At 69.5% G+C, this 19,886-nt stretch carries 18 protein-coding genes and 4 pseudogenes; 13 read left to right on the top strand and 9 right to left on the bottom strand.

Features of this window, described 5'->3' with window-relative positions; all coding sequences use genetic code 11:
* Positions 1-327: 327 nt before the first annotated feature.
* The 4 genes and pseudogenes from ACIQGV_RS18325 to ACIQGV_RS18310 form a co-directional block, all read right to left on the bottom strand.
* Positions 328-660 (bottom strand): annotated as a pseudogene (locus tag ACIQGV_RS18325) (transposase); the annotation flags it as partial.
* Positions 661-671: 11 nt separating this feature from the next.
* Positions 672-845: pseudogene (locus ACIQGV_RS18320) on the bottom strand (transposase); the annotation flags it as partial.
* 12 nt (positions 846-857) lie between these two features.
* The gene (locus tag ACIQGV_RS18315; RefSeq protein ID WP_402495934.1) at positions 858-1,325 is read right to left on the bottom strand and encodes a hypothetical protein; all 468 of its coding nucleotides are present in this window, start codon (positions 1,323-1,325) and stop codon (positions 858-860) included.
* 176 nt (positions 1,326-1,501) lie between these two features.
* Positions 1,502-2,140: a TetR/AcrR family transcriptional regulator gene (locus ACIQGV_RS18310; RefSeq protein ID WP_402495932.1), complete on the bottom strand. Its 639-nt coding sequence runs from the start codon at positions 2,138-2,140 to the stop codon at positions 1,502-1,504.
* 194 nt (positions 2,141-2,334) lie between these two features.
* Here ACIQGV_RS18310 and ACIQGV_RS18305 point away from each other — a divergent pair, with 194 nt between their 5' ends.
* The 9 genes from ACIQGV_RS18305 (at position 2,335) to ACIQGV_RS18265 (ending at position 13,258) form a co-directional block, all read left to right on the top strand.
* The gene (locus ACIQGV_RS18305; protein ID WP_402495929.1) at positions 2,335-3,471 is read left to right on the top strand and encodes an FAD-dependent oxidoreductase; all 1,137 of its coding nucleotides are present in this window, start codon (positions 2,335-2,337) and stop codon (positions 3,469-3,471) included.
* A 784-nt stretch (positions 3,472-4,255) separates the two neighbouring features.
* A complete protein-coding gene (locus ACIQGV_RS18300) occupies positions 4,256-5,557 on the top strand; it encodes an amino acid decarboxylase (RefSeq protein WP_402496380.1) in 1,302 nt (433 codons plus the stop codon).
* Positions 5,558-5,607: 50 nt separating this feature from the next.
* Entirely contained in the window at positions 5,608-6,588 is a 981-nt protein-coding gene (locus tag ACIQGV_RS18295; RefSeq protein WP_402495926.1) for an ornithine cyclodeaminase, read from the top strand.
* Positions 6,585-8,021, top strand: coding sequence for an MATE family efflux transporter (locus tag ACIQGV_RS18290; RefSeq protein WP_402495923.1), 1,437 nt, complete (start codon positions 6,585-6,587; stop codon positions 8,019-8,021). The genes ACIQGV_RS18295 and ACIQGV_RS18290 overlap by 4 nt, the downstream gene beginning before the upstream one ends.
* Positions 8,018-9,160: a histidinol-phosphate transaminase gene (gene hisC / locus ACIQGV_RS18285; RefSeq protein ID WP_402495921.1), complete on the top strand. Its 1,143-nt coding sequence runs from the start codon at positions 8,018-8,020 to the stop codon at positions 9,158-9,160. The genes ACIQGV_RS18290 and hisC overlap by 4 nt, the downstream gene beginning before the upstream one ends.
* On the top strand, positions 9,157-10,140 hold the full coding sequence (locus ACIQGV_RS18280; RefSeq protein WP_402495919.1) for a PLP-dependent cysteine synthase family protein: 984 nt from the start codon (positions 9,157-9,159) through the stop codon (positions 10,138-10,140). Before hisC ends, ACIQGV_RS18280 begins: the two co-directional genes overlap by 4 nt.
* A 188-nt stretch (positions 10,141-10,328) precedes the next feature.
* Positions 10,329-11,342, top strand: coding sequence for an ABC transporter substrate-binding protein (locus tag ACIQGV_RS18275; RefSeq protein ID WP_402495916.1), 1,014 nt, complete (start codon positions 10,329-10,331; stop codon positions 11,340-11,342).
* Between the two features lie 81 nt (positions 11,343-11,423).
* Positions 11,424-12,452: a FecCD family ABC transporter permease gene (locus ACIQGV_RS18270; RefSeq protein ID WP_402496379.1), complete on the top strand. Its 1,029-nt coding sequence runs from the start codon at positions 11,424-11,426 to the stop codon at positions 12,450-12,452.
* Positions 12,452-13,258 carry an ABC transporter ATP-binding protein gene (locus ACIQGV_RS18265; RefSeq protein WP_402495914.1) on the top strand — a complete coding sequence of 269 codons (807 nt, stop codon included), beginning with the start codon at positions 12,452-12,454 and terminating at the stop codon, positions 13,256-13,258. The genes ACIQGV_RS18270 and ACIQGV_RS18265 overlap by 1 nt, the downstream gene beginning before the upstream one ends.
* 50 nt (positions 13,259-13,308) lie before the next feature.
* Here ACIQGV_RS18265 and ACIQGV_RS18260 read toward each other — a convergent pair whose 3' ends face one another.
* Positions 13,309-13,932, bottom strand: coding sequence for a maleylpyruvate isomerase N-terminal domain-containing protein (locus ACIQGV_RS18260; protein ID WP_402495911.1), 624 nt, complete (start codon positions 13,930-13,932; stop codon positions 13,309-13,311).
* A 131-nt stretch (positions 13,933-14,063) separates the two neighbouring features.
* On the opposite strand from ACIQGV_RS18260, the pseudogene ACIQGV_RS18255 reads away from it, so the two are divergent.
* Positions 14,064-14,273: pseudogene (locus ACIQGV_RS18255) on the top strand (transposase); the annotation flags it as partial.
* An 87-nt stretch (positions 14,274-14,360) separates the two neighbouring features.
* On the opposite strand, the gene ACIQGV_RS18250 reads toward ACIQGV_RS18255, so the two are convergent.
* The gene (locus tag ACIQGV_RS18250) at positions 14,361-15,032 is read right to left on the bottom strand and encodes a helix-turn-helix transcriptional regulator (protein ID WP_402496397.1); all 672 of its coding nucleotides are present in this window, start codon (positions 15,030-15,032) and stop codon (positions 14,361-14,363) included.
* A 108-nt stretch (positions 15,033-15,140) separates the two neighbouring features.
* Between ACIQGV_RS18250 and ACIQGV_RS18245 the strand changes: the two genes are divergently transcribed.
* Positions 15,141-15,386 carry a hypothetical protein gene (locus tag ACIQGV_RS18245; protein WP_402495908.1) on the top strand — a complete coding sequence of 82 codons (246 nt, stop codon included), beginning with the start codon at positions 15,141-15,143 and terminating at the stop codon, positions 15,384-15,386.
* A 131-nt stretch (positions 15,387-15,517) separates the two neighbouring features.
* On the opposite strand, the gene ACIQGV_RS18240 is transcribed toward ACIQGV_RS18245, so the two are convergent.
* Complete coding sequence (locus tag ACIQGV_RS18240) at positions 15,518-15,952, bottom strand: hypothetical protein (RefSeq protein ID WP_402495907.1); 435 nt, start codon at positions 15,950-15,952, stop codon at positions 15,518-15,520.
* Between the two features lie 338 nt (positions 15,953-16,290).
* Here ACIQGV_RS18240 and ACIQGV_RS18235 point away from each other — a divergent pair.
* Positions 16,291-16,437: pseudogene (locus ACIQGV_RS18235) on the top strand (ATP-binding protein); the annotation flags it as partial.
* A gap of 116 nt (positions 16,438-16,553) precedes the next feature.
* On the opposite strand, the gene ACIQGV_RS18230 reads toward ACIQGV_RS18235, so the two are convergent.
* A complete protein-coding gene (locus tag ACIQGV_RS18230; protein ID WP_402495904.1) occupies positions 16,554-17,114 on the bottom strand; it encodes a TetR/AcrR family transcriptional regulator in 561 nt (186 codons plus the stop codon).
* Positions 17,115-17,268: 154 nt separating this feature from the next.
* Between ACIQGV_RS18230 and ACIQGV_RS18225 the strand changes: the two genes are divergently transcribed.
* Entirely contained in the window at positions 17,269-18,867 is a 1,599-nt protein-coding gene (locus tag ACIQGV_RS18225) for a carboxylesterase/lipase family protein (protein WP_402495901.1), read from the top strand.
* 62 nt (positions 18,868-18,929) lie between these two features.
* On the opposite strand, the gene ACIQGV_RS18220 is transcribed toward ACIQGV_RS18225, so the two are convergent.
* Complete coding sequence (locus tag ACIQGV_RS18220; RefSeq protein ID WP_402495898.1) at positions 18,930-19,760, bottom strand: IS701 family transposase; 831 nt, start codon at positions 19,758-19,760, stop codon at positions 18,930-18,932.
* Positions 19,761-19,886 lie beyond the last annotated feature (126 nt).

Here is a 19,886-nt window from a genome sequence, read left to right as displayed (position 1 = left end):
CTCGTGGTGGACCTGCTTTGCAGTCGGTTGGGCGATGCCGGGTTCGCCCGTGATCCGTGCTTCTCCGTTCCCTTGCGGGGCGCCTTGCCCGGGGCGCAGGCCGCATATGTACGCGCCCCGGCAGACGCTCATCCAGTGGACCTGCTGAACAGCCTGCAGCTTCTCCACGAACTGTGCGGAGGAGCTTCCCGTGGGGTACGGACGGCCGGATTCCAGCCATCCGATGTTCAGGCCGGTCTCCGTCGCGATCCGTACCGCCCTCTCACGTAACCCGTCGTCTTGGACGTCATCTCATTTGGTGAGCCTGCGGTAGCAGATGAGGGTGCAGGCGATGCGGTGGGTGATGCCGCGCCCGCGTAACCGTTCGCCGCAGGTGGGAGTAGTCGTGTCCCTTGTCGCCGTGGAGCTTGCCCGGCTTGCGTCGCCTGCGTCCGCGGCGGGACCGGATCGGTGGTATGCCCTTGCCCAAGGGGATCAGGGCTTGGCTGTCGTGCTGGTTCGCGCCCGAGATTCCGGCGGACATGGGCGGGCCGGTCCGCTCGGTGATCAGATGGATCTTCGAGCCGTACTTGCCCCGGTCCACAGGATCCGGGCCTGTCAGGTCCCCCTTCTCAAGGCCCGCGTGTTCACCGAGCCGATCGCGCAGCGGGACCGGTCCAGCTGGACGCTGTCGGCAGTTGCTGCCATGTACAGCCCGACGTGGTCACGAACACGATCGCCGCCAGCAGCTCCCGGTCGCCGTGCCGACGCCGGCCACCGCCCTGAGGCCGCGACGGCGCCTCCGGCACCACCCGCTGGAACAACTCCCCCGACTCATCCGGCACCAGCCGCTCAACAATCCCCATGACCTGTCGCGCCTACGACTCGCTCGAGCAGACAGTCTCGGTCCAGGTCGCCCGGAGGTCACGGCAGACAAGGGTGAGGGTGCCGTCCCAGCAGGCGATCTCGTGGCTGCAGCCGTCCCTGTGCGGCAGGATCTCGTCGAGAATCACAGCCCCGAGGCCCGTTCCCCGGTCCTCGTCGACGGGATCGCTGATGAAGCTGGACACCCCTGTGTAGCGGATCAGCAGGTCCTGGTCGTGCTTCCAGCAGTTGTGCTGGAACTCGACCTCCATCTCCTCACCGCCGACGCCCCGGACGGCCCGGAGCGTCAGGTCCTTCACACATCGCCTGCTGCGGAAGTCGTAGTGGTCCGTGTCGGCGGCGAAAGCCCGGGCGCCCGGCGGCAGATCACCGGAGATCGAGGGCAGGTGGCTCAGGTAGCGAGCCGGGTCCAAGACTCCTGACAGGTCGCCGACCTGCGCATCGAGATTGACGTACTTCATCTGCCTTCGCTCCCCGCTCATGATTTCCCGTGACACCGACGAATCGTCGCGCAGACTCACCGAATGAGATGACGTCTCAGATGCGCTTCCTGGACGTCATGGCCCTCAACTGTCCCTTCGGCCACGGTCTCCACAGCAGGAGGAAAGGTGCAGCCGGGAATTTCCCCGGGAACGGATCAAACGGGGCCGGTGCGGTCGTTCCCGTCTCGGGTGAGGTTGCGCCAGCCGCTGTCGAGCAGGTCGAAAGCTCTCGTGATGACTTCTTGCGGGTCGTCGTGGGCGCGGGCGGCGTGCGGTGCTTCGAGGGCGAAATGGGCCAGGGCGGTACAGGCCGGATCGCCTGCGGGGCGGCCGCTCTCCTCGGTGATCACCTGGGCGAGTGCGGCGGTGTGGCGTAGCCACATGGCTTGGTGGTAGTCGCGCAGGGCCGGGGTGCTGTTCACCAGCTCGAGGAAGGCCGTGAAGCGGGGATCGCTGCCGGCGCCTGCTCTGCGGTGGCGCAGCGCGTGCTCGCGCAGGGCGTCCGGGATGGACCGGCCCGGGGCCCGCTCACGTACGGCGGCGAGGAGGCCGGACTCCAGATCCGATTCCTGGTCGAAGACGAGTGCCTCTTTGACGGGGAAGTGTTTGAACAGTGTGGTGGTCGATACGTCTGCGGCGTCGGCGATCTCGCGGATGCCGACGTCGTCGTAGCCGCGTTCGAGGAACAGACGCAGAGCGGCGTCGGCGATGGCCTGGCGGGTGGCCGCTTTCTTGCGCTCTCGGCGCCCGACCGGGGCGGGGGTGTCATCGCTCTGACGGATGGCTTCGGGCATAGGGCTAATCTACACCACTAGTTGCCTCGCTTAAAAAGTTGAGTTGTTGCACTTATTGATCCGGTGTGCTCTTCTGGTGCGGTGGCCGCGAGGCGCCCTCCTGTCCCGGCTCCCGGGCCTCACTCCCCCCTGTCCGAACGGAGTGATCAGCCATGTCCGCGACCGATCCTCTTCCCCGTGAACGGAGTACCGCCATGAACACCGGTCCCACCCCCCGCATCGCCGTCGTCGGAGCCGGCCCGGGCGGTCTGACCTGCGCCCGCATCCTCCAGCAGTACGGCATCGGCGTCACCGTCTACGACCGCGAAACCGGTTCGGAGGTACGCGACCAGGGCGGCACGCTCGACCTGCACGAGGACAACGGCCAGATCGCCCTGCGCGAGGCCGGACTGCTGGACGACTTCTTCCGCCTGTGCCGCCCCGAAGGGCAGGAGATGCGCCAACTGGACCACGCGGCAGGCACGATCGGCTTCCACCACGTCCCTGAGGCAGGCGAGCGTTTCAAGCCCGAGATCGACCGCGGACAGCTGCGCGACCTTCTCCTGAATTCCCTCCAGCCCCACACCGTGCGTTGGGGACACACCTTGCGCTCGGTCGACGGCCCCTCCCGAGGGCCCCGCCTGCTGCGCTTCACCGACGGCACGACCGTCGAGGCCGATCTCGTCATCGGAGCCGACGGAGCCTGGTCCAAGGTGCGCCGCGCCATCTCCGACGCCATCCCTCAGTACACCGGAATCAGCTTCCTCGAGGCGTGGTTCCGCGATGTCGACAACCGGCACCCCGACCTCGCCGAACTCGTCGGCCAGGGCAGCGCCGCGGCGGCCGACGGTGAGCGCGGGCTGTTCGCCCAGCGCAGCAGCGGCGACCGCATCCGCGTCTACGTCATCCAGCGCGCCCCCGCCGACTGGATCACCGCCGCCGGCCTGACCGCCGACGACACCGACGGCATCAGGGGCGTCCTCCTCGACCGCTATCGAGGCTGGTCTCCCCGGCTGAGGCGGATGCTCCGCGACAACGACGGTCTCTACGTCGACCGCCCCCTGTACGCACTTCCCGTTCCCCACACCTGGGAACACGACCCCACCGTCACTCTGCTCGGGGATGCCGCCCACCTCATGCCCCCGCTCGGGGTCGGCGTCAACCTCGCCATGCTCGATGCCTGCGAACTCGCCCTGGCCCTCGTTCGTCACGAGACCGTCGACGACGCCGTCCGGGCCTACGGGAAGACCATGCTGCCCCGTTCCGCCGAAATGCAGCACGCACTCGACGGCCACGCCGAGGACCTGCTCTCCGGCGAACCGCACGACCCCGAGGAGGGCGACGACCACTGACCGCCCGGCCCACTGCCGAACCGTCACCGTGCGGGAACCACTGCCCCGGCAGGCATTTCGGCAGAAGGGTGTCCGGGCCGTGCACCTCCCCTCCTCGCGGCAGACTTGATGCAGCACCGTTCCTGCCCGTCAGGCGGTGAGACGCACGCCGCCTCACCCGAACCCGGCCTTCGCAACCGAACACCGCGGTGCCCCCCCCGTGACCGCTCCCCGAGACCTGTACCAGACCTCACCTCCGACCGCCGAAGCCAACCGTCATCGACGTGTTCTCCCGTCGTCTGCCGGGCCGGTCGATGGCCCGTCACATGCGGGCCGAACCTCGTTGCCGGGTCGAGGGCGGGAGCGAGGGCGGGTTCGTCTGCGCCTGCAGAGGTGACGCGGCCGTCGGAACGGTGGGAGGCGTCGGCGTCGGCCGCGGTGGCTGTCCATGGTGGGACAAGAGGTGTGGCCACTGAGCCGATGGCCACGACGGGTCAGGCTCAGCTGGGCGTGCGCCCTCGGTGTCGGCGTTCGGCGGGATGAGCGTGGCCGCGGCGCCTGCGTCGGCGCCGAACTGCTGGCGACGCGAGCCGACATACTCGCCTGCCAGGCCGCCGATACCTTCCATTTATTCCCTTTCGCCCGCCAGGGGTGAGGGCTGCGCGAGACCCGCGTATTGAAAATGAGTGTCATAGTCGTATAGAAGTACGGGGTGCTCATCTCACGACAGGTGTCGGAGCGCCCGGCGGCCGGAGCCCGGCCCTTCGCGCTTCCCGCCCTCCGGCATCCCTCGGTCTCCACCCTCATGGCGGACCACCGCGCCCTGCTCGCAGACCTCTTGGACGGCCTGGGCTCACCGCTGCACGTCGTGCTGCCCGAGATCTTCGAGGAGAACGTCGGCAGTCTCCGGCAGGCGCTCGCCGAGGCGGGCGCCACCGCCGACGTCCTGTTCGCCAAGAAGGCGAACAAGGCCGACTGCTACGTCACATCGGCCACGGCCCTCGGTATCGGCGTCGACGTCGCCAGCGCGCCCGAACTGGTCAAGGCCCTGGCCGGCGGAGTTCCCGGGCACCGGATCGGAATATCCGGCCCGGAGAAGGACGACGCGCTGCATGGCCTCGCTGTGCAGCACGGCTGCCTGGTCGCCGTCGACTCGGTCGGCGAACTTCGCCGCCTCGCGGCAACCGCGCGGCTCGCACAGCGGCAGGCCGCCGTCCTGCTGCGGTCCCGGACGACCACCCAACCCGCAAGCCGCTTCGGGCTGTCCGCTGCCGAGCGCGACGTCGCCGTAGACGTGTGCGGGGAACTCTCCGGCCACATCAGCCTCCGGGGATTCTCCTTCCACCTGAACGGTTACTCCACGGCGGAACGCGCGACGGCGGCGGACGAGATGATCGGGCACTGCCTCGACGCCAGGCGGCGCGGCTCACCCTCCGCCCAGCTGGTCGACATCGGCGGCGGACTGCCGGTTCGCTACGTCGAACCGCAGCTCTGGGACGATTTCCTCCGGCAGAACGAACCGGCCCACTACCACGGGGCGAAGGACTTCACGGACTTCTATCCGTACGGCGGCCGGTCCGCGGCCCAGGCAGTGCGCGCGATCATGGCGTACCCGGTCGACGGCGGGCAGAGCCTGGCGGCGAAGGCGGCACGCCACGGGATCCGGTTCGCCGTCGAGCCGGGCCGGGCCCTGCTGGACCAGGCCGGGTTCACGATGTACCGCGTCCAGCAGGTCGACGACCGGCGGGCCACCGACGGATACGCGATCGTCACCGTCGCGGGCAGCAGCTTCAGTCTCTCCGAGCAGTGGTTCAACAGCGACTACCTCCCGGACCCGCTGCTGCTGTCCGCCCAGCCCGGCGCCGCGGAGGTGTTCCCCGCCTGTGTCGCAGGCTCGACCTGCCTGGAGAGCGACATGCTGACCTGGCGGAAGATCGGCTTCCCGCGGCCCGTTCGGCGCGGTGACCACCTGGTTTACCTCAACACCGCCGGCTACCAGATGGATTCCAACGAATCACCGTTCCACGACGCCGCCCTGCCGTTGAAGGCAGTGATCCGGCTCGGTGGCGAAGGCGCCCGGCCGCGCTGGCGGCTGGACGGCATCTGATGCGGCCTCGAAGCGACCTGATGCGACATCCGATGAAGGAGAAGCCCCACATGTCACCCCAGTACGCCCCACCCGGGCGGTTGTGGCTGCTGCCGCAGTCCCAGCAGGAAGGTCTGGACCTCGACCGCCGGCAGGTGATCGCGGTCGTCGAGCAGGCATACCGCGCGTTGCGGGAAGGCGGCTCGGACAACCCGGTCAAGACGATCATCGATGATCCCGGCCACCGCTCGCTGAGCTATTCGATGGTGGCCCGGGACGGCGGCAGTGGAACGGTCTGCTTCAAGGCCGTCTACGAGTTCGACCCGCGCCGCACCCGTGACAGCTACCGGTTCCACTCGTTCGTCTTCCTCGTCGACGACACCACCGGGGCCCCCGTCGCGCTGATGGACGTGGTGAAGCTCGGGCCGTTGCGGTCCTCGGCCACCACCGCGCTGTTCGCGCGTACGGCCTGCCCCGATGCGCGAAGCGCCCTGGTCGTCGGCACCGGCGTGCAGGGGCAGGCGGCACTGCCGACACTGCTCGCGGCCTTGCCGGGGCTGGAGCGGCTGCAGGTGTTCGGCACCTACCCCGAAGGACTCCGCGCCGTCCAGGACAGCGTCGACGGCCGCGAGGTCGAGATCGTCAAGGACCTCCGGGAGGCTGCCGGAGAAGCGGACATCGTGATCGGCGCCGCCGGCCTGTCCGTGACCGAGGAGGTCCGGCGGGACTGGATGAAGCCGGGCTCGGTCGCGGTACTCCTGGGATACGGAGTGCACGCCGACGTGTGCCACGGCGCGGACTACCGCATTGCCACCGACGCCGCCCAGATGCACGCCACTTGCGACGACCTGCGCGGTGCGGACGGCAGCCTGCCGCAGGTGGACGCCCAGCTGCCGGACATTCTGCTCGGCCGGGCACCCGCCCGACGCCGTCCGGACGACGTGGTCTTCGCCTACAACAGCGGCATGGCGGTCACCGACGCCGCGTTGGGCCGGTACACGGCCGACCTCGCGCTGGCGGCCGGCCGCGGGGAAAAGGTCAACTTCTGGTGAGCACCACCGACACGGCCGGCACGTCCGACACCGCGCAGACCGGCGGCGGCTGGTGGGCCGACAACTCGCGCGTGCTGCTCAAGCTCGCACTCCCACTGATTCTGACGAACTTCGCCCACGTCGCGCTGACCACCGTGGACATCGTGATGCTGGGCCGGCTCGGCGCGCTCGAGATCGCCGCAGCCGGACTGGCCATCGCGCTGTTCAACCAGCTGCGCACCACCGGGACAGGCATGGTCACCGGAGTGAGCAACCTGGTGGCCGAGGCCCAGGCGCAGGGCGACCGGCAGCGCGTCGGCGCGCTGCTGTTCGCCGGATTCTTCTGGGCGACCGTGTGCGGGGTGGTGTTCTGCGCGGCACTCTGGCTGGTCGGCCCGCTCCTGGTCCTGCTGGGCCAGGACCCGGCGGTGGTCGACAAGGCGGGCGAGTTCCTGATGGTCCTGGCGCCCGGCATGCTGCCCTGCCTGTGGTTTCAGAACCTGCGGCACTTCACCACCGGCCTCAGGCGGCCCGGCCCGCTCCTGGCCGTCACCCTCGCCTCCGTCGGAGCGGCCATCGGCCTGAACCACGTCTTGATCCACGGCAGGTTCGGCCTGCCCGCCTTCGGATTCACCGGCGTCGCGATCGCCACCGTCACCGTGTTCCTGCTGTCCTTCCTGGCGTTCATCGCGGTGATCCTGCGCGACAGCGCCCTGCGCCCCTGCCTCACTTCGCCCGAAGCGCGGCGCTGGAACGGCGACGCGGTCCGGTCCGTCTGGCGCCTGGGCCTGCCGATCTCGGGCACCTACGCCTCCGAGGCCGGGTTCTTCAGCGTGCTCACCCTCGTCGTCGGCACCCTCGGCGTCGACGCGCTGGCCGCGCAGACAGTGCTGAACCAGATCGTCTACATCGTCTTCATGATCTCCGCCGGACTGTCGCACGCGGCGTCGGTCCACATCAGCGAGGCCGGCGGCCGCAGCGACTACGTGACGGCACGCCGCATGGGGCTGCTCGGCACGGCCTGGGGTGTGATCGCGACGCTGGTGATCGCCGTCGTGTACCTGGTGATCCCGGACCCGATCGTGTCCTTGTTCATCTCGGCCGAGCACGCCGGCAACGCGGACATCGTCGCCCTGACCGTGACCGGACTGCTGATCGCCGCGCTCATGCAGGTCTTCGACGCCGTGCAGAACATCGGCAACGGCATCCTGCGCGGCATCGGCGACACCGCGGGTCCCTTCCGGATCTCCCTCGTCGGGTACTGGCTGATCGGGCTCCCCGCGGGCTACCTGCTCGGGGTGAGTGCCGACTGGGGCGTCGAGGGCGTCTGGATCGGCCAGACCATCGGCCTCGCGGCCACCGCCGCCATCCTCATGGCCACCTTCCTGCGCCACGTCGGCCGGCTGCACCGAGCCGCCTCCGGCGCACCCGTTCCGGACTCGGAGTCCTCATGAACCACGCCCTCGCCCCAGCCGTGTCGGCCTCCCTCATACGCAGGGAAGTGGCGGGCCTGCCCCGCTACGACCCGGGCGCCGACCCGGACGAGGTGGCCGCCCTCAGCGGCTCCCGTCGCGTCATCAAACTGTCCAACAACGAAAGCCCGTTCGGCGTCTCGCCGGCGGTCGCCGAAGCAGTACGGCTGGGACTGGCCGACGGTGTCTCCCGCTACCCCGACCCCACCGGCAGACGACTGGCCGAGGCCATCGGGACGAGCCTGAACGTGCCCGCCGAGCGCGTCGTGCTCGGCAACGGCTCGGAGAACATCCTCGAGCTGCTGTGCCGGGCCGTACTCGACCCCGGTGACCTGGTGGTCACCCAGGCGCCCGGGTTCAGCCTGCACGAGACCTTCCCCCGCGTCATGGGCGCCCGGGTCGAGAAGGTCCCGGTCACCGCTGAGTTCGGGTTCGACACGGAGGCATGGAGCAAGGCGCTGTCGGGCGGCCCCAAACTCGTCTTCCTCGCCAACCCGTGCAACCCCACCGGCGCCGTGCTCAGCGCCGGCCAGCTGGAGCACGTCCTGGCCGCCACCCCTGAATCCGCCCTGCTGGTGCTGGACGAGGCGTACGGCGAGTTCGCCCGCCTCGACCCCGAGTACCCCGACGCCCTGGAAGCCCTGCGAGGACAGGACAGGCCGTGGATCGTGCTGCGCACCTTCTCCAAGGCATACGGCCTGGCGGGCGTCCGCGTCGGGTACGGCATCGCCTCCGACCCGGCCCTGACCGGGGCGCTGGATCGGGTTCGCACTCCGTACAACGTGAACCGTCCGGCCCAGGAGGCCGCGATCGCCGCGCTGGGGGACCGTGCGCACCTGGCGGACACGGTCCGTCGCACCGCCCTGGAGATCGCCAGGGTCACCGACCGGCTGTGCCGAGCGGGACTTCGTGTGGTCCCGTCCTCGGCCAACTTCCTCTTCATCGACACCGGCCACCCCGCCGACCCTGTCGCACGGGAGCTCCACCGCGCCGGAATCATCGTCAAGGCGTGGCGCGAGCCGGGATATCAGACCTACATCCGAGCCTCACTGTCGACCCCGGGGGACAACGACGTCTTCGTCCGGTGTCTGACCGAGATCTGCGCGAAGGACAAGCCGTGATCACCAGCAAGATCTCCGACCTGATCGGGCGGACGCCGTTGCTGAAGCTGCCCGTCGCGGAAGGCGGGGCGACCGTCCTGCTGAAGCTGGAGCAGTTCAACCCCACCGGAACCGCCAAGATCCGGATGGCCAGGAACATGGTCGACGAGGCGGAGGAGGCCGGGCTCCTCGCTCCCGGAGGGTGGCTGGTGGAGTCCACCTCCGGCAACACCGGTCTCGGCCTGGCGCTCATCGCCGCCGAACGCGGGTACAAGTTCACCGCCCTGGTCGACAACCACTCCAGCCCGGACAAACTACGGGGCATGGCGGCCTACGGCGCCGACATCCTCAACGTCGCCGGGGACGAGGAAGGACTCGCCACCGCCGAACGCGACACCATGGCAGAGCGGCTCGCCGTCGAACACGGCGCGTACTGGACCGCCCAGCACCGCAACGAGGGCAACCCCAACGGCTACCGGCCGCTCGCCCGTGAACTCCACGACGACCTGGGCGACGGCATCGACTACCTGTACGGGGCCGTCGGCACCGGCGGTTCGCTCTGCGGCACCGGCCGCTTCCTCCGCGAGCGCATCCCGGATCTGAAGATCATCGGTGTCGAGCCGGTGGGCTCTGTCGTCTTCGGCGGCCAGGGCGCGCCCTACCACCAGTCCGGGACGGGTACGCCGGCGGGCTCGGAGATCGGCTGCGTCGTCGACTACGAGGTCTTCGACGAGGGGATCAAGGTCAGCGATTCGGAGGCTTTCGAGACCTGCCGCCACCTGGCCAGGAACTTCGGTGTCCTGATCGGCGGCTCGGCGGGCGGCGTGGTGTACAAGGCCCTGGAGCGGGCGCAGTCCGCGCCCCCCGGCACCACCATCGTCGTGCTGGTCTGCGACGGCGGCGACAAGTACCTGGACACCGTCTTCGACGACGACTGGATGGCGGCCAACGACCTGTTCGACGAGCAAGTCGCCCTTCGGCTTGCCGCGATGCTGCGGTAACGCCCCACCCCGACCGGACGGCCGGAACTGCCCGGGAATCCGGTCGATCCCCTCTGTGCGCGATACGCGGCGCCGTGCGACCGCCGGCGCGAAGCCCACCCCGTGAAGTGTCCGTCAGGCGGTCCGACCGGACTGCTCCGCCCCCTGCCGACGAAACCGGTGCTCTCCTGCTGATGAAAACAAAAACGATGACCACGATAACTACGGCTCTGATGGCTCTCGCGGTTGCGGGATGCACCGTGGAGCCGGTGCCCGACGACGGCAAGCACGCCACGAAGACACAGACAGGAGCGACGACGGCCTACCCGTTCACCCTCAAGAACTGCGGCACCGACGTGACCTACAGGGCCGCGCCGCAGAAGGTCGTCACCCTCAACCAGACCGCCGCCGAGATCCTCGTCCACCTGGGCGTGGGCGACCGGATCGCCGGGTCGGGCTACGAGGTCGAGAAGCCGCCGGCCGCGATCGCCGCCCAGTACGAGAAGATCCCCCTGCTGTCCGCACCCGGGCAGGAGATCAAGCACGAGAAACTGCTGGAAGCACAGCCGGACTTCGTCTACGGCTCCTTCGCCAGCATGTTCACCGCCGAGCAGTCCGGCGACCGCAAGCAGCTCCACGACCTGGGCGTGCCGACTTACCTGACCGAGTTCGACTGCTCGTTCCACGAGAGCGTGGCAGGCGCGAACTTCGACATGCTGTACGAGGAGTACCGCCGGCTGGGCAAGATCATGAACGTGCCCGCCGCCGGGGAGAAGCTGGCGGCCGAGCAGCAGGCCGTCGTGCAGAAGGCGTTGGGTGCCGTCAAGAAGCGGGACACTCCCCTGAAGGTGATGTGGTTCTACTCCACTTACGAGGGCACTCCGTGGGCCGCGGGCCCCGGTGGTCTGCCGCAGCACATCTCGGAGCTCGTCGGGGTCGAGAACATCTTCGCCGACGCGAAGACCAAGTGGGCGGAGGTGAGCTGGGACGAGGTCGCGGCCCGCGATCCCGACGTCATCATCCTGGCCGACCTGACCCGGGGCGAGCCCAACGACACCGCCGAGGAGAAGATCGACCTGCTCAAGAAGGACCCCCTCACCAGCAAGCTCGCCGCGGTGAAGGGTGACCGGTTCATCTCCGTCCCCGGCTCTCACATGGATCCCGGCTACGGCAGCGCGTCCATGGTTCCCGCGCTGGTCGACGGCCTGAACGGGCTGGGGTGACCTGCCGCCATCATGACAACGAGTCCACACAAGACCGCCGCGCCCACCGGAACCGCCCTCACCGGCCAGGAGTCCGTTCCGGTGCGACGGCGGCGCGCCTCGACGGCGGCGCTCTTCGCCCTGGCCGGCGCAGGGCTGCTGGTGTCGGTGGTCGCCGCCTCGCTGCTGGGCAGCGCGGACATCCGGCCTCTGGATGTCGTCTCCACGATCCTGCGGCACATCGGCCTGGGCGCCATCGCCCCCACTCCGCCCCTGCCCGGGCTCCTGGACGCACTGGTCTGGGAGTCGCGTTTCCCGCGGGTCCTGTTGGCCGCCGCCGTCGGCACGGCCCTGGCGGTCTCGGGAGCGGTCCTGCAAGCGGTGACCAGGAATCCCCTGGCCGACCCCTACCTGCTGGGAGTCTCCTCCGGTGCCTCCACCGGCGCGGTCGCCGTACTCCTGCTGGGCATCGGCGGAAGCATCTCCCTGTCCACCGGCGCCTTCGCCGGTGGTCTGGTCTCCTTCGGCCTGCTTCTGCTCCTGCTCGGCGGGGGGCGCGTCGCCAGTCCCTCCCGGGTGGTGCTGACCGGCGTGCTCGTGTCCCAGTTCTTCGCCGCGGTCACCTCGGTCGTTCTCATGGTCGGCGGGGACGCGAACTCCACCCGCGGCTTCACGTACTGGCTGCTCGGCACCCTGGGCGGAGCCCGGTGGGAAGGGGTGACCGTCACCGTCGTGATCATCCTGATCGGGGTGGTCGCCATCCAGTTCCTCGCACCCTCCCTCGACGCCTTCACCTTCGGCTGGGACTCCGCAGCCGCCCTGGGGATCAACGTCACCGCGGCCCGCATCCGGCTGATGGTGCTGACCTCCGTCATCACCGCGGCCGCCGTCGCCGCTTCCGGCGCGATCGGCTTCATCGGCCTGCTCGTCCCGCACGCCTGCCGCATCCTGGCCGGCCCGACACACCGCACCCTGCTGCCCCTGTCCGCGATCACCGGCGCCGTCTTCCTCATCTGGGTGGACGCCTTCGCCCGTACAGCGTTCTCCCCTCATGAACTGCCGGCCGGCGTCATCACCGCGCTCCTCGGCGCACCCGCCTTCGCGCTGATCCTCAAGCGTCTGGAGTCCTGATGGGCACCATCACCGCCACCCGTCTCTCCTGGTCGGTCAAAGGCCACCAGCTGCTGGACCACATCGACATGGCCGCACACGACGGCAGGAGCGTCGGCCTCCTCGGCCCCAACGGCTCGGGCAAGTCGACACTGCTGCGCCTGCTCGCCGGACTGCGCCGCCCCGACACCGGCACCGTCCGATACGACGGCACCAGTCTGAACGACCTGCACCGCAGGGTGCTGGCCCGACGGCTCGCCGTCGTCGAGCAGGACGTGTCCGCCCACCACCACGTCACCGTCCGCCAGGTCGTGGAACTGGGACGCACACCCTTCCGCGGCCGCTTCGACGCCCTGACCGAGCACGACCGGCGGATCGTCGACACGGCGCTGGAACGCACCGACCTCACCGACAAGCAGCACCACAGCTGGCACACCCTCTCCGGAGGGGAAAGACAGCGCACCCAACTCGCCCGCGCCCTCACCCAGGAACCCCGGGAGATCCTCCTCGACGAACCCACCAACCACCTCGACATCCGCCACCAGCTCGAACTCCTCGACCTGCTGACCTCGCTGGACGTCACCTGCGTCGTCGCCCTGCACGACCTCAACCTCGCCGCCCGCTACTGCGACCACATCGTCGTCCTCGACCACGGACGGGTCGCCGCCGCGGGCACCCCAGAGGCCGTACTGGCTCCGGACCTGATCCGGTCGGTCTACGGAGTCGACGTGCTCGTCGACCGCGAACACGCCACCGGCGCCCTTCGCGTCACCTACCTGGCCGCCACAGCCGCGAAGAACGACCACCGTCAAGCCACTGCAACGTGATGCCCGACAGTGTCAAGTTCAGCCATGGCCGGTGTCGCCGAGGCATCCGCTCAGGGACACCGGCCGCTCCCGCGGCCGTCCAGGTCCTGGAACAGTGCGATGTCGTGGTGGTCGACGCCCCTCAGCGTGCAGCCACTGCGGACAGGTGAGGACACCGGTCGGCGAAGGGTGAGCGCTCCGAAGGCGGTTCGTGTCCTGAGCTGTCGATCGCAGAGGGCCTTCCAGGTCGCGGGACCGGCCGCCCGCCCTCTGGGGGTGACGCCTCCCGGGAGTCGGAGCCCTTCGTGCACCCGGCGCCGGGCAACGCCCCGGGCATTCGCCGGCGACACGCCGGCGCGCCACCACGTCCAGCACTCGCGTTCCGGGCCGGCCTCGCGCAGCGCACTCAGCAGCAGCTCGTTCGACTCGGCGTACCAGGCCAGCAGCGCCTCGAGCTCGCGCGGAGCCTCCGCGGCATCCTTGGCCGGCGGAGCCTCGGCCGGGCCCGCGGCGACGATCGCGGCCCACCAGCGCTGGCCCGTACCCAGGTGCTGCACCAGATCGAACAACGTCCACTCGGGGCAGGACGGCACCGGCGCGTCAAGGCCGGGCGCGGCGGCAACCGCACTCCGGAACGCGGCCGACCGCTCGTCGATCAGTCTCAGCAGGGCGGAATGCTCAAGACTCTCTGTCACATCCCTTACCTGTCAGCCCAGCTCAGCCGACCGCACCCTTTTTTCCAGGCCGTCAGCTGCGGGAGTCAGAGCACCTGATGGAAAGCCTGGTCGTAGCCATGTCCCCTTCCCCATGGCTCATCGAACGAGCCATGGGGAAGGGGAACGGTCCTCCGTGGCTGGTTCCGGATGACCTGTGGGGGAGGATCGAGCCGTTGCTGCCGGTCATGCAGCGGCGTCCGGGTCAGCCCGGCCGGCTGCCACTGGACGACCGTGGTCGCCTGCAGGGCATTTTGTTCGTGGTGCACACCGGGATCCAGTGGGAGTGGCTGCCGCAGGAGCTCGGCTGTACGGATCCTCCGCGCCCGGTGTGGGCAGGGCGGTGTACTGGTGGGCGTACTCGGGCCAGAGCGTGCCCAGCACCAGGACCGGCCCGCGCGCCGGGGCGGTCAGCAGATGGTGGACAGCCGTCGCGATCCGTTCCCCGGCCGCTGGGCACCAACATAGTGCTGGGCTTCGCTGAGCCACACCACCGTGCGCGGCCCGACATGCTGCAAGTCCTCCAATACGGCCTGCGCTCGGGTGGGGTCGAAGGGATGCCACAGCAGCCAGCCCCGCTCGGCCAGCGGCTGCACGGCCTCCCAGCAGGCCCGGGTCTTTCCCGTCGACGAGCTGCCTACCAGGATCACGATCCGGCTGCGGCCGGCCGCAGCGCCCTCCACTGCCTCGGCCGGCACCCGGTCATGCTCGCGCCGCACATACCCGGGCAGCGCCCGCTCCGCAGGAATCCCGGAGCCGGAAGCGGGTCCGCCGGGCCCGGCAGGATGAACTTCCGGATCGTGCGGCTCCCACTCTCCGATCGGACGCCCCGGCCCGCCCGGTGTGACCGTGTTCGGCTGCCCGCCCGCCGTCCGCTGCAATTCCAGCAGCTCGGGCACCGGCAGCTTCAGCGTGCGGGCCAGCGCCGCCGATGTCTGTGCGGAGGGCACAGGCTTGTTGGGCGAGAGCGCCTCGGACACCGTGGTGCGCCCCAGCTGCGCCCGCGCGGCAAGCTGGGTCTGGCTGATCCCGAGAGCGGCCAGTCCGTCGGTCAGGCGCCTGCGTAGTTCGGTGAGTGCCACATCCGGACTGTGGCTGGTGGGTTCGTCCTGCACCCGCTTGCCCCCGGGTGGTGATGTGTTCGCCGGTGTTCGTCTTCGTCCCGGCGGACCCCGGCGGACACCGTTTCGGTGACCTTCGTCCACGTCAACACCCCACCGCACACCGGGAGTTTTGCCGTGAACATCGCCGTCGTCCTCCAGTCCACCGCTCTCGTGATCGTCGTCGCGCTGCTGGCCGCGGCCGCAGCGGGCAAGCTCGCCCGCCTGGACGGCGCCACCTACCCCGCCGCCCTCGCCCGCGCCGCCACCGTCTTCGCCGCGGTCATCACCCTCGCCGCCACCGTCACCGCAGCCCTGGCCGCCCTTCTCACCTGAACCAGCCCTCGCCCAGGGCGGACTTCCGCCTTGCCTGCGTCCGGCCGACGGGGCATGGGTCCCGTACCCGGGGAGGGAGCATGCGATGCCTGATCGCCGGCAGTGCCGCCTGTGGGTTCCGGGCGGTCCGTTCAGCGGGCGGGTACCGTCTCCCGGCGGTTGAGGCGGTACATGCCGGCGAACCCTGCGAGGGCGACGGCGACGGCGATCCACAGGACCCACTCGCCCTGGAGGACAGCGAAGGGCAGGGCCCACAGCAGATAGAACGTGAGGATGATCTTCAGGAAGAAGCGTTCACCGGCCAGCATGGCCCAGTCGGCCCGGCGCCGCGCCGCGTAGAGGAGGGCGAGGGGGCTGAGGGAGCACAGGGACCACTCCCAGGTGGGCATCGGGAGCAGTGCCTCGCCGAAGAAGTCCTTGGTGAACGGTGCGGCCAGCATCCGGAACAACGCCAGCATGAAGATCACCTTGACCGCGCCCAGCCCGTAGGCCAGCCGCAGCGCGTGCCGGGGGTCCCGGGGTGCGTCGGACAGGCCGGCATCGGTCGGGGGCGGGTGCTCCGTCACCGTTGTGATCCTTTCTGGCTGCTCCAGCAGCCGGAAGCAGGGCTGCGAAGCCCATGCTCTGGGGAACTCTGCCGAACCGTACGCGGTGGGCCATGCATCCCGGTAACCGCCCTGACGGCTTGCGGACGTGAGGCGTCTGACCAGCCGGGACCGGCCCCACCCGCGATGACCTGCAGTCTCGCCTCGGCCACCGGCACACCTTCCTCGCACCTGAACGCTCAAGGCAGCACCTTGAAAAGTCAGGTTCCTACCGCGAGAACCAACGAGGACCCCAGAAGAGGGATACAGCCAGGTGGCAGCGGCGACCCCCTGTGAGGGAACAAGTGCCGGCCCCAGATGGCCGGACGAAGACTTTCACCGATCCCCGGCTCTGCGCGGCCATCGTCGACCGGCTCACTTTCAACGGTGCAATCGTCCAGACCGGCGCCGAATCGTACCGTCTGGCTCACACGAAGGCCCTGGCCGAGCAGACCGCCACCATCTGAACCGGGCCCACACGGCAGGGGCCGCCCGGCAACCAGGCGAAACCCAGAGCCGACATGCCCGGTCAGGGGTGACCGGAGGTCGTCGTCGCAGGCGTCCTGGTCCACGGCCCGAGGCGTCATGACTCCTCGGGCAGGCAGGTGGCCAGCGCCCGCAGACCCGCCAGCACCTCGTCGGCGGTGGGCGCGGACTGAGGGTCGGTGAGATGCTGCATCATCAGGCCGCTGACGAGGGCGAGCTGCACCGAGCCGACGGTGCGGATCGTTGCTTCGGAGAGCTCGGCCTCGTCGGTTCCGGTGACCTCTCGCGCCATGCCACTGCGTCCCTGCCGCAGCCCGGCCGCCACCTGCTCACGCAGTTCAGGATCGCGCTGCGCGCGCAGGACGGTCTCCAGATTGGCGAGCCAGAAGGTCTCGTTGACCGAGAACGCCTCGATCAGGCGACGCCATAGCGTGCCGAGGTCGGTGTCGCCCGCCGCCGGCCCGAATGCCTGGCCTCCCGCGTCGAGCGCCTCGAAGAGCGCCTGGTTGAGCAGCGCCTCTTTCGAGCCGAAGTGATAACCGATCGCCGCCATGCTGACGCCCGCTGCGGAGGCGAGGTCGCGGACCGTTGTCCGCTCGTAGCCCTTCGTGAAGAGGCACTGTCTTGCGGCCTCCAGCAGCTTCTCCCGGTTCCCCATGCCGCGGACCCTAGCAACAGTCTGCGCATTCGCACGAGACGAACGCCTTATGCAATCGCCTTGGGCAGACGTCTTAATCAAGCGTCTTGCGCATCTGCCCAAATTCTGGCTACCGTTCCGAGCATCGAAGATCACGCCGATCCCGGGAGCCCGGATGAGCACCAAGAAGTTACGCGTCGCCCTCCTGGCCGCGGCCGCCGTCTCCGCAACACTCGCCGCCACGGTGATCACGGTCGGCCCCGCCTCCGCGCGCCCCGGCGCCCAAGACCTCCGCTCGCAGGTGATGACCGCCGAGGGCCCGGTCCAGGGCACAGTCGCCGATACGGTGCGCACGTTCCAGGGCATCCCCTACGCGGGCCCGCCGACCGGGGATCGCAGGTGGAAGGAGCCACAGCCGGTGCGCCCTTGGTCGTCGCCGCTGGACGCCCGCGCCCCGAAGAGCGCCTGCGCGCAACCGATCGACCAGCCCATCTCCATCGAGGACGGCGGCAGCGAGGACTGCCTCTACCTGAACGTCACGACTCCGGCCGGGCGGACGACAGGACGGCTGCCGGTCATCGTCTGGATTCACGGCGGCAGCTTCACCTACGGCGACGGCGCCACCTACCGGGCGGCCGAGCTGGCCGCCGCGCAGCAGGGCGCGATGGTCGTGACGATCAACTACCGGCTCGGCGCGTTCGGCTTCCTCAGCGCTCCCGGCCTGCGCGCACCGGCCAACCTCGGTCTTCTTGACCAGCAGGCCGCGCTGAAATGGGTCAACCGCAACGCCGGCGCCTTCGGCGGCGATCCCCGCAATGTCACGATCATGGGGCAGTCGGGCGGCGGCTACAGCGTCTGCGCCCATCTGGTCTCGCCGTCGGCCCGCGGGCTCTTCAGCAAGGCGATCGTGCAGAGCGCGGGCTGCGTCGGACCGGACGGCTCGTTCACCCGCACACAGGCGCAGACCAACGGCCTCGCCGTCACCGAAGCCGCGGGCTGCGACGATCCGCGTACCGCCGACTCCTGCCTGCGGCGGATGTCCACCGCCGAGCTCATCAAGGCATCGGCCTCCGGACACGACGGCTACCGGCCCGTGGTGGACGGCAAGGTGCTGCCCGAGGCCCCGTCGCGGGCGATCGCCGCCGGGCGGTTCGCCAGGGTTCCGGTCTTGCACGGCTCCGCTCACGACGAGATGAGCGGGCTCGCCGGGCTCGACGAGATCATGACAGGGAGGCCGCTGACCGTCGAGGGATACACCAAGAAGGTCACCGAGCAGTTCGGGAAGGACGCTCCCGCGGTCCTGGCCGAGTATCCAGGAGCGAACTACCCGGCGCCCGGGGCGGCACTGTCGGCCGTGCTGACCGACTCCGAGTGGTCGACTGCGGCACTCGACACCCAGCGCGCGCTGGCCCGTTACACCCCCGTCTACGCCTACGACTTCGCCGAGACCGACGCCCCGTACTTCAAGAGCGTGCCGCGGCCGACGAGTTTCTCACTCGGTACCGGCCACATGATCGATCTGGCCTACCTGTTCGACAACGACCTGTTCGAGCCACTCGACCCCGCGCAAGCCGGGCTGTCGGACACGGTGACCGCCTACTGGGGCCGATTCGCGAGCACCGGGCAGGTGAACGGGTGTTCCATGCCCGTGTGGAAACGGTTCACGGCCCGCAGCCCGTACGTTCAGCGGCTCGCGTCCGGCCGCATCGGGCAGACCGACTTCGCGACCGATCACCACTACGCCTTCTGGAAGGCACTCGCCTCCTCGCAGTGAGGTGAAGAGCGACTGAGGGAGTGAGCGGCAGCCGGAACGCCACCGCTTTGCGAACATCCGCGTCACCGTTCCGGCTGCGGCAGCTCTGACGGGCTGCCGCAGCGACCCAGGTGACATCGGTTTTCGGTTCTGGCGCAGATCTCGGGGAGTCGCTGTCGTACTCGGTGACCGGGCGCAACTGCGCGGCCGCCCAGTCGTACTCGCGCTGCCCCTTCGCGTCCGCTCCGCAAGAACGGCGCTCCCACGCCTGGTCGGGGCCTGCTGGAAGACCATGTCAATGCGCGGGCCGGCCAGGGAGAACTGGGACTTCGGAACGGCCAGGACGTAGCCGACGCCGGATGTTTCCAGCATCCGGCGAATCGGTTGTCCTGTCCGTAGGGAGCGTCCGCCGTCACCCAGGCGATCGGCAGCGGCGAGGCCAGAGCTCTGCGGATGATCGTCGCCGCGAGGGCGTTCTTGGTGGCGAACTCCCGCTCGTCGGGGACCTTGGCGGCGTGGCATCGGGCACGGTCGTCCGTCCAGGACTTGGGCAGGCAGAGCTTGCGGTCGACCAGGGCGTGGCCGCGGGTGGTGGCGTGGGCAGCGAAGACGCCGGTCTGGCAATTTTCTGTCCGTCCGGCCGTGCCGGAGTGCTGGCGCTGCACCCCTGCGGAGGTGATGCCTTTCTTCACGAAGCCGGTGTCGTCGATGATCAATACGCCGTTCGGCGTGCCGAGTTGTTCTGCGACGTATGCCTGAAGGCCGTCGCGCAGGCTGTCAGCGTCCCACCGGCTGTTCTTCCGGCCGACCGGGCCGAGCAGTCCGCGGACGCAGTCCCGCATCCGCCGCCGGGACTCCACCCGGGCGAAGCGGGCTCCGGTCCGCAGGAAGAGTTCTTCGAGTTCCAGGTCCAAGCATTCGTCGGTACATCGTGGATCACGAGAACGTACTGCCCATCGCGCCGTCACTGCATGCGATGCGGACACACGTGGGTGGGACGACCTGTCCAAGACCGTCCCACGTATGCCCACCCCCCCGCC

This window comes from Streptomyces sp. NPDC093094 (assembly GCF_044754345.1).
In the GTDB taxonomy this organism is placed as follows: domain Bacteria; phylum Actinomycetota; class Actinomycetes; order Streptomycetales; family Streptomycetaceae; genus Streptomyces.
The sequence above is the reverse complement of the archived record's forward strand: the minus strand, read 5'-3'. Positions and strand labels throughout refer to the sequence as shown.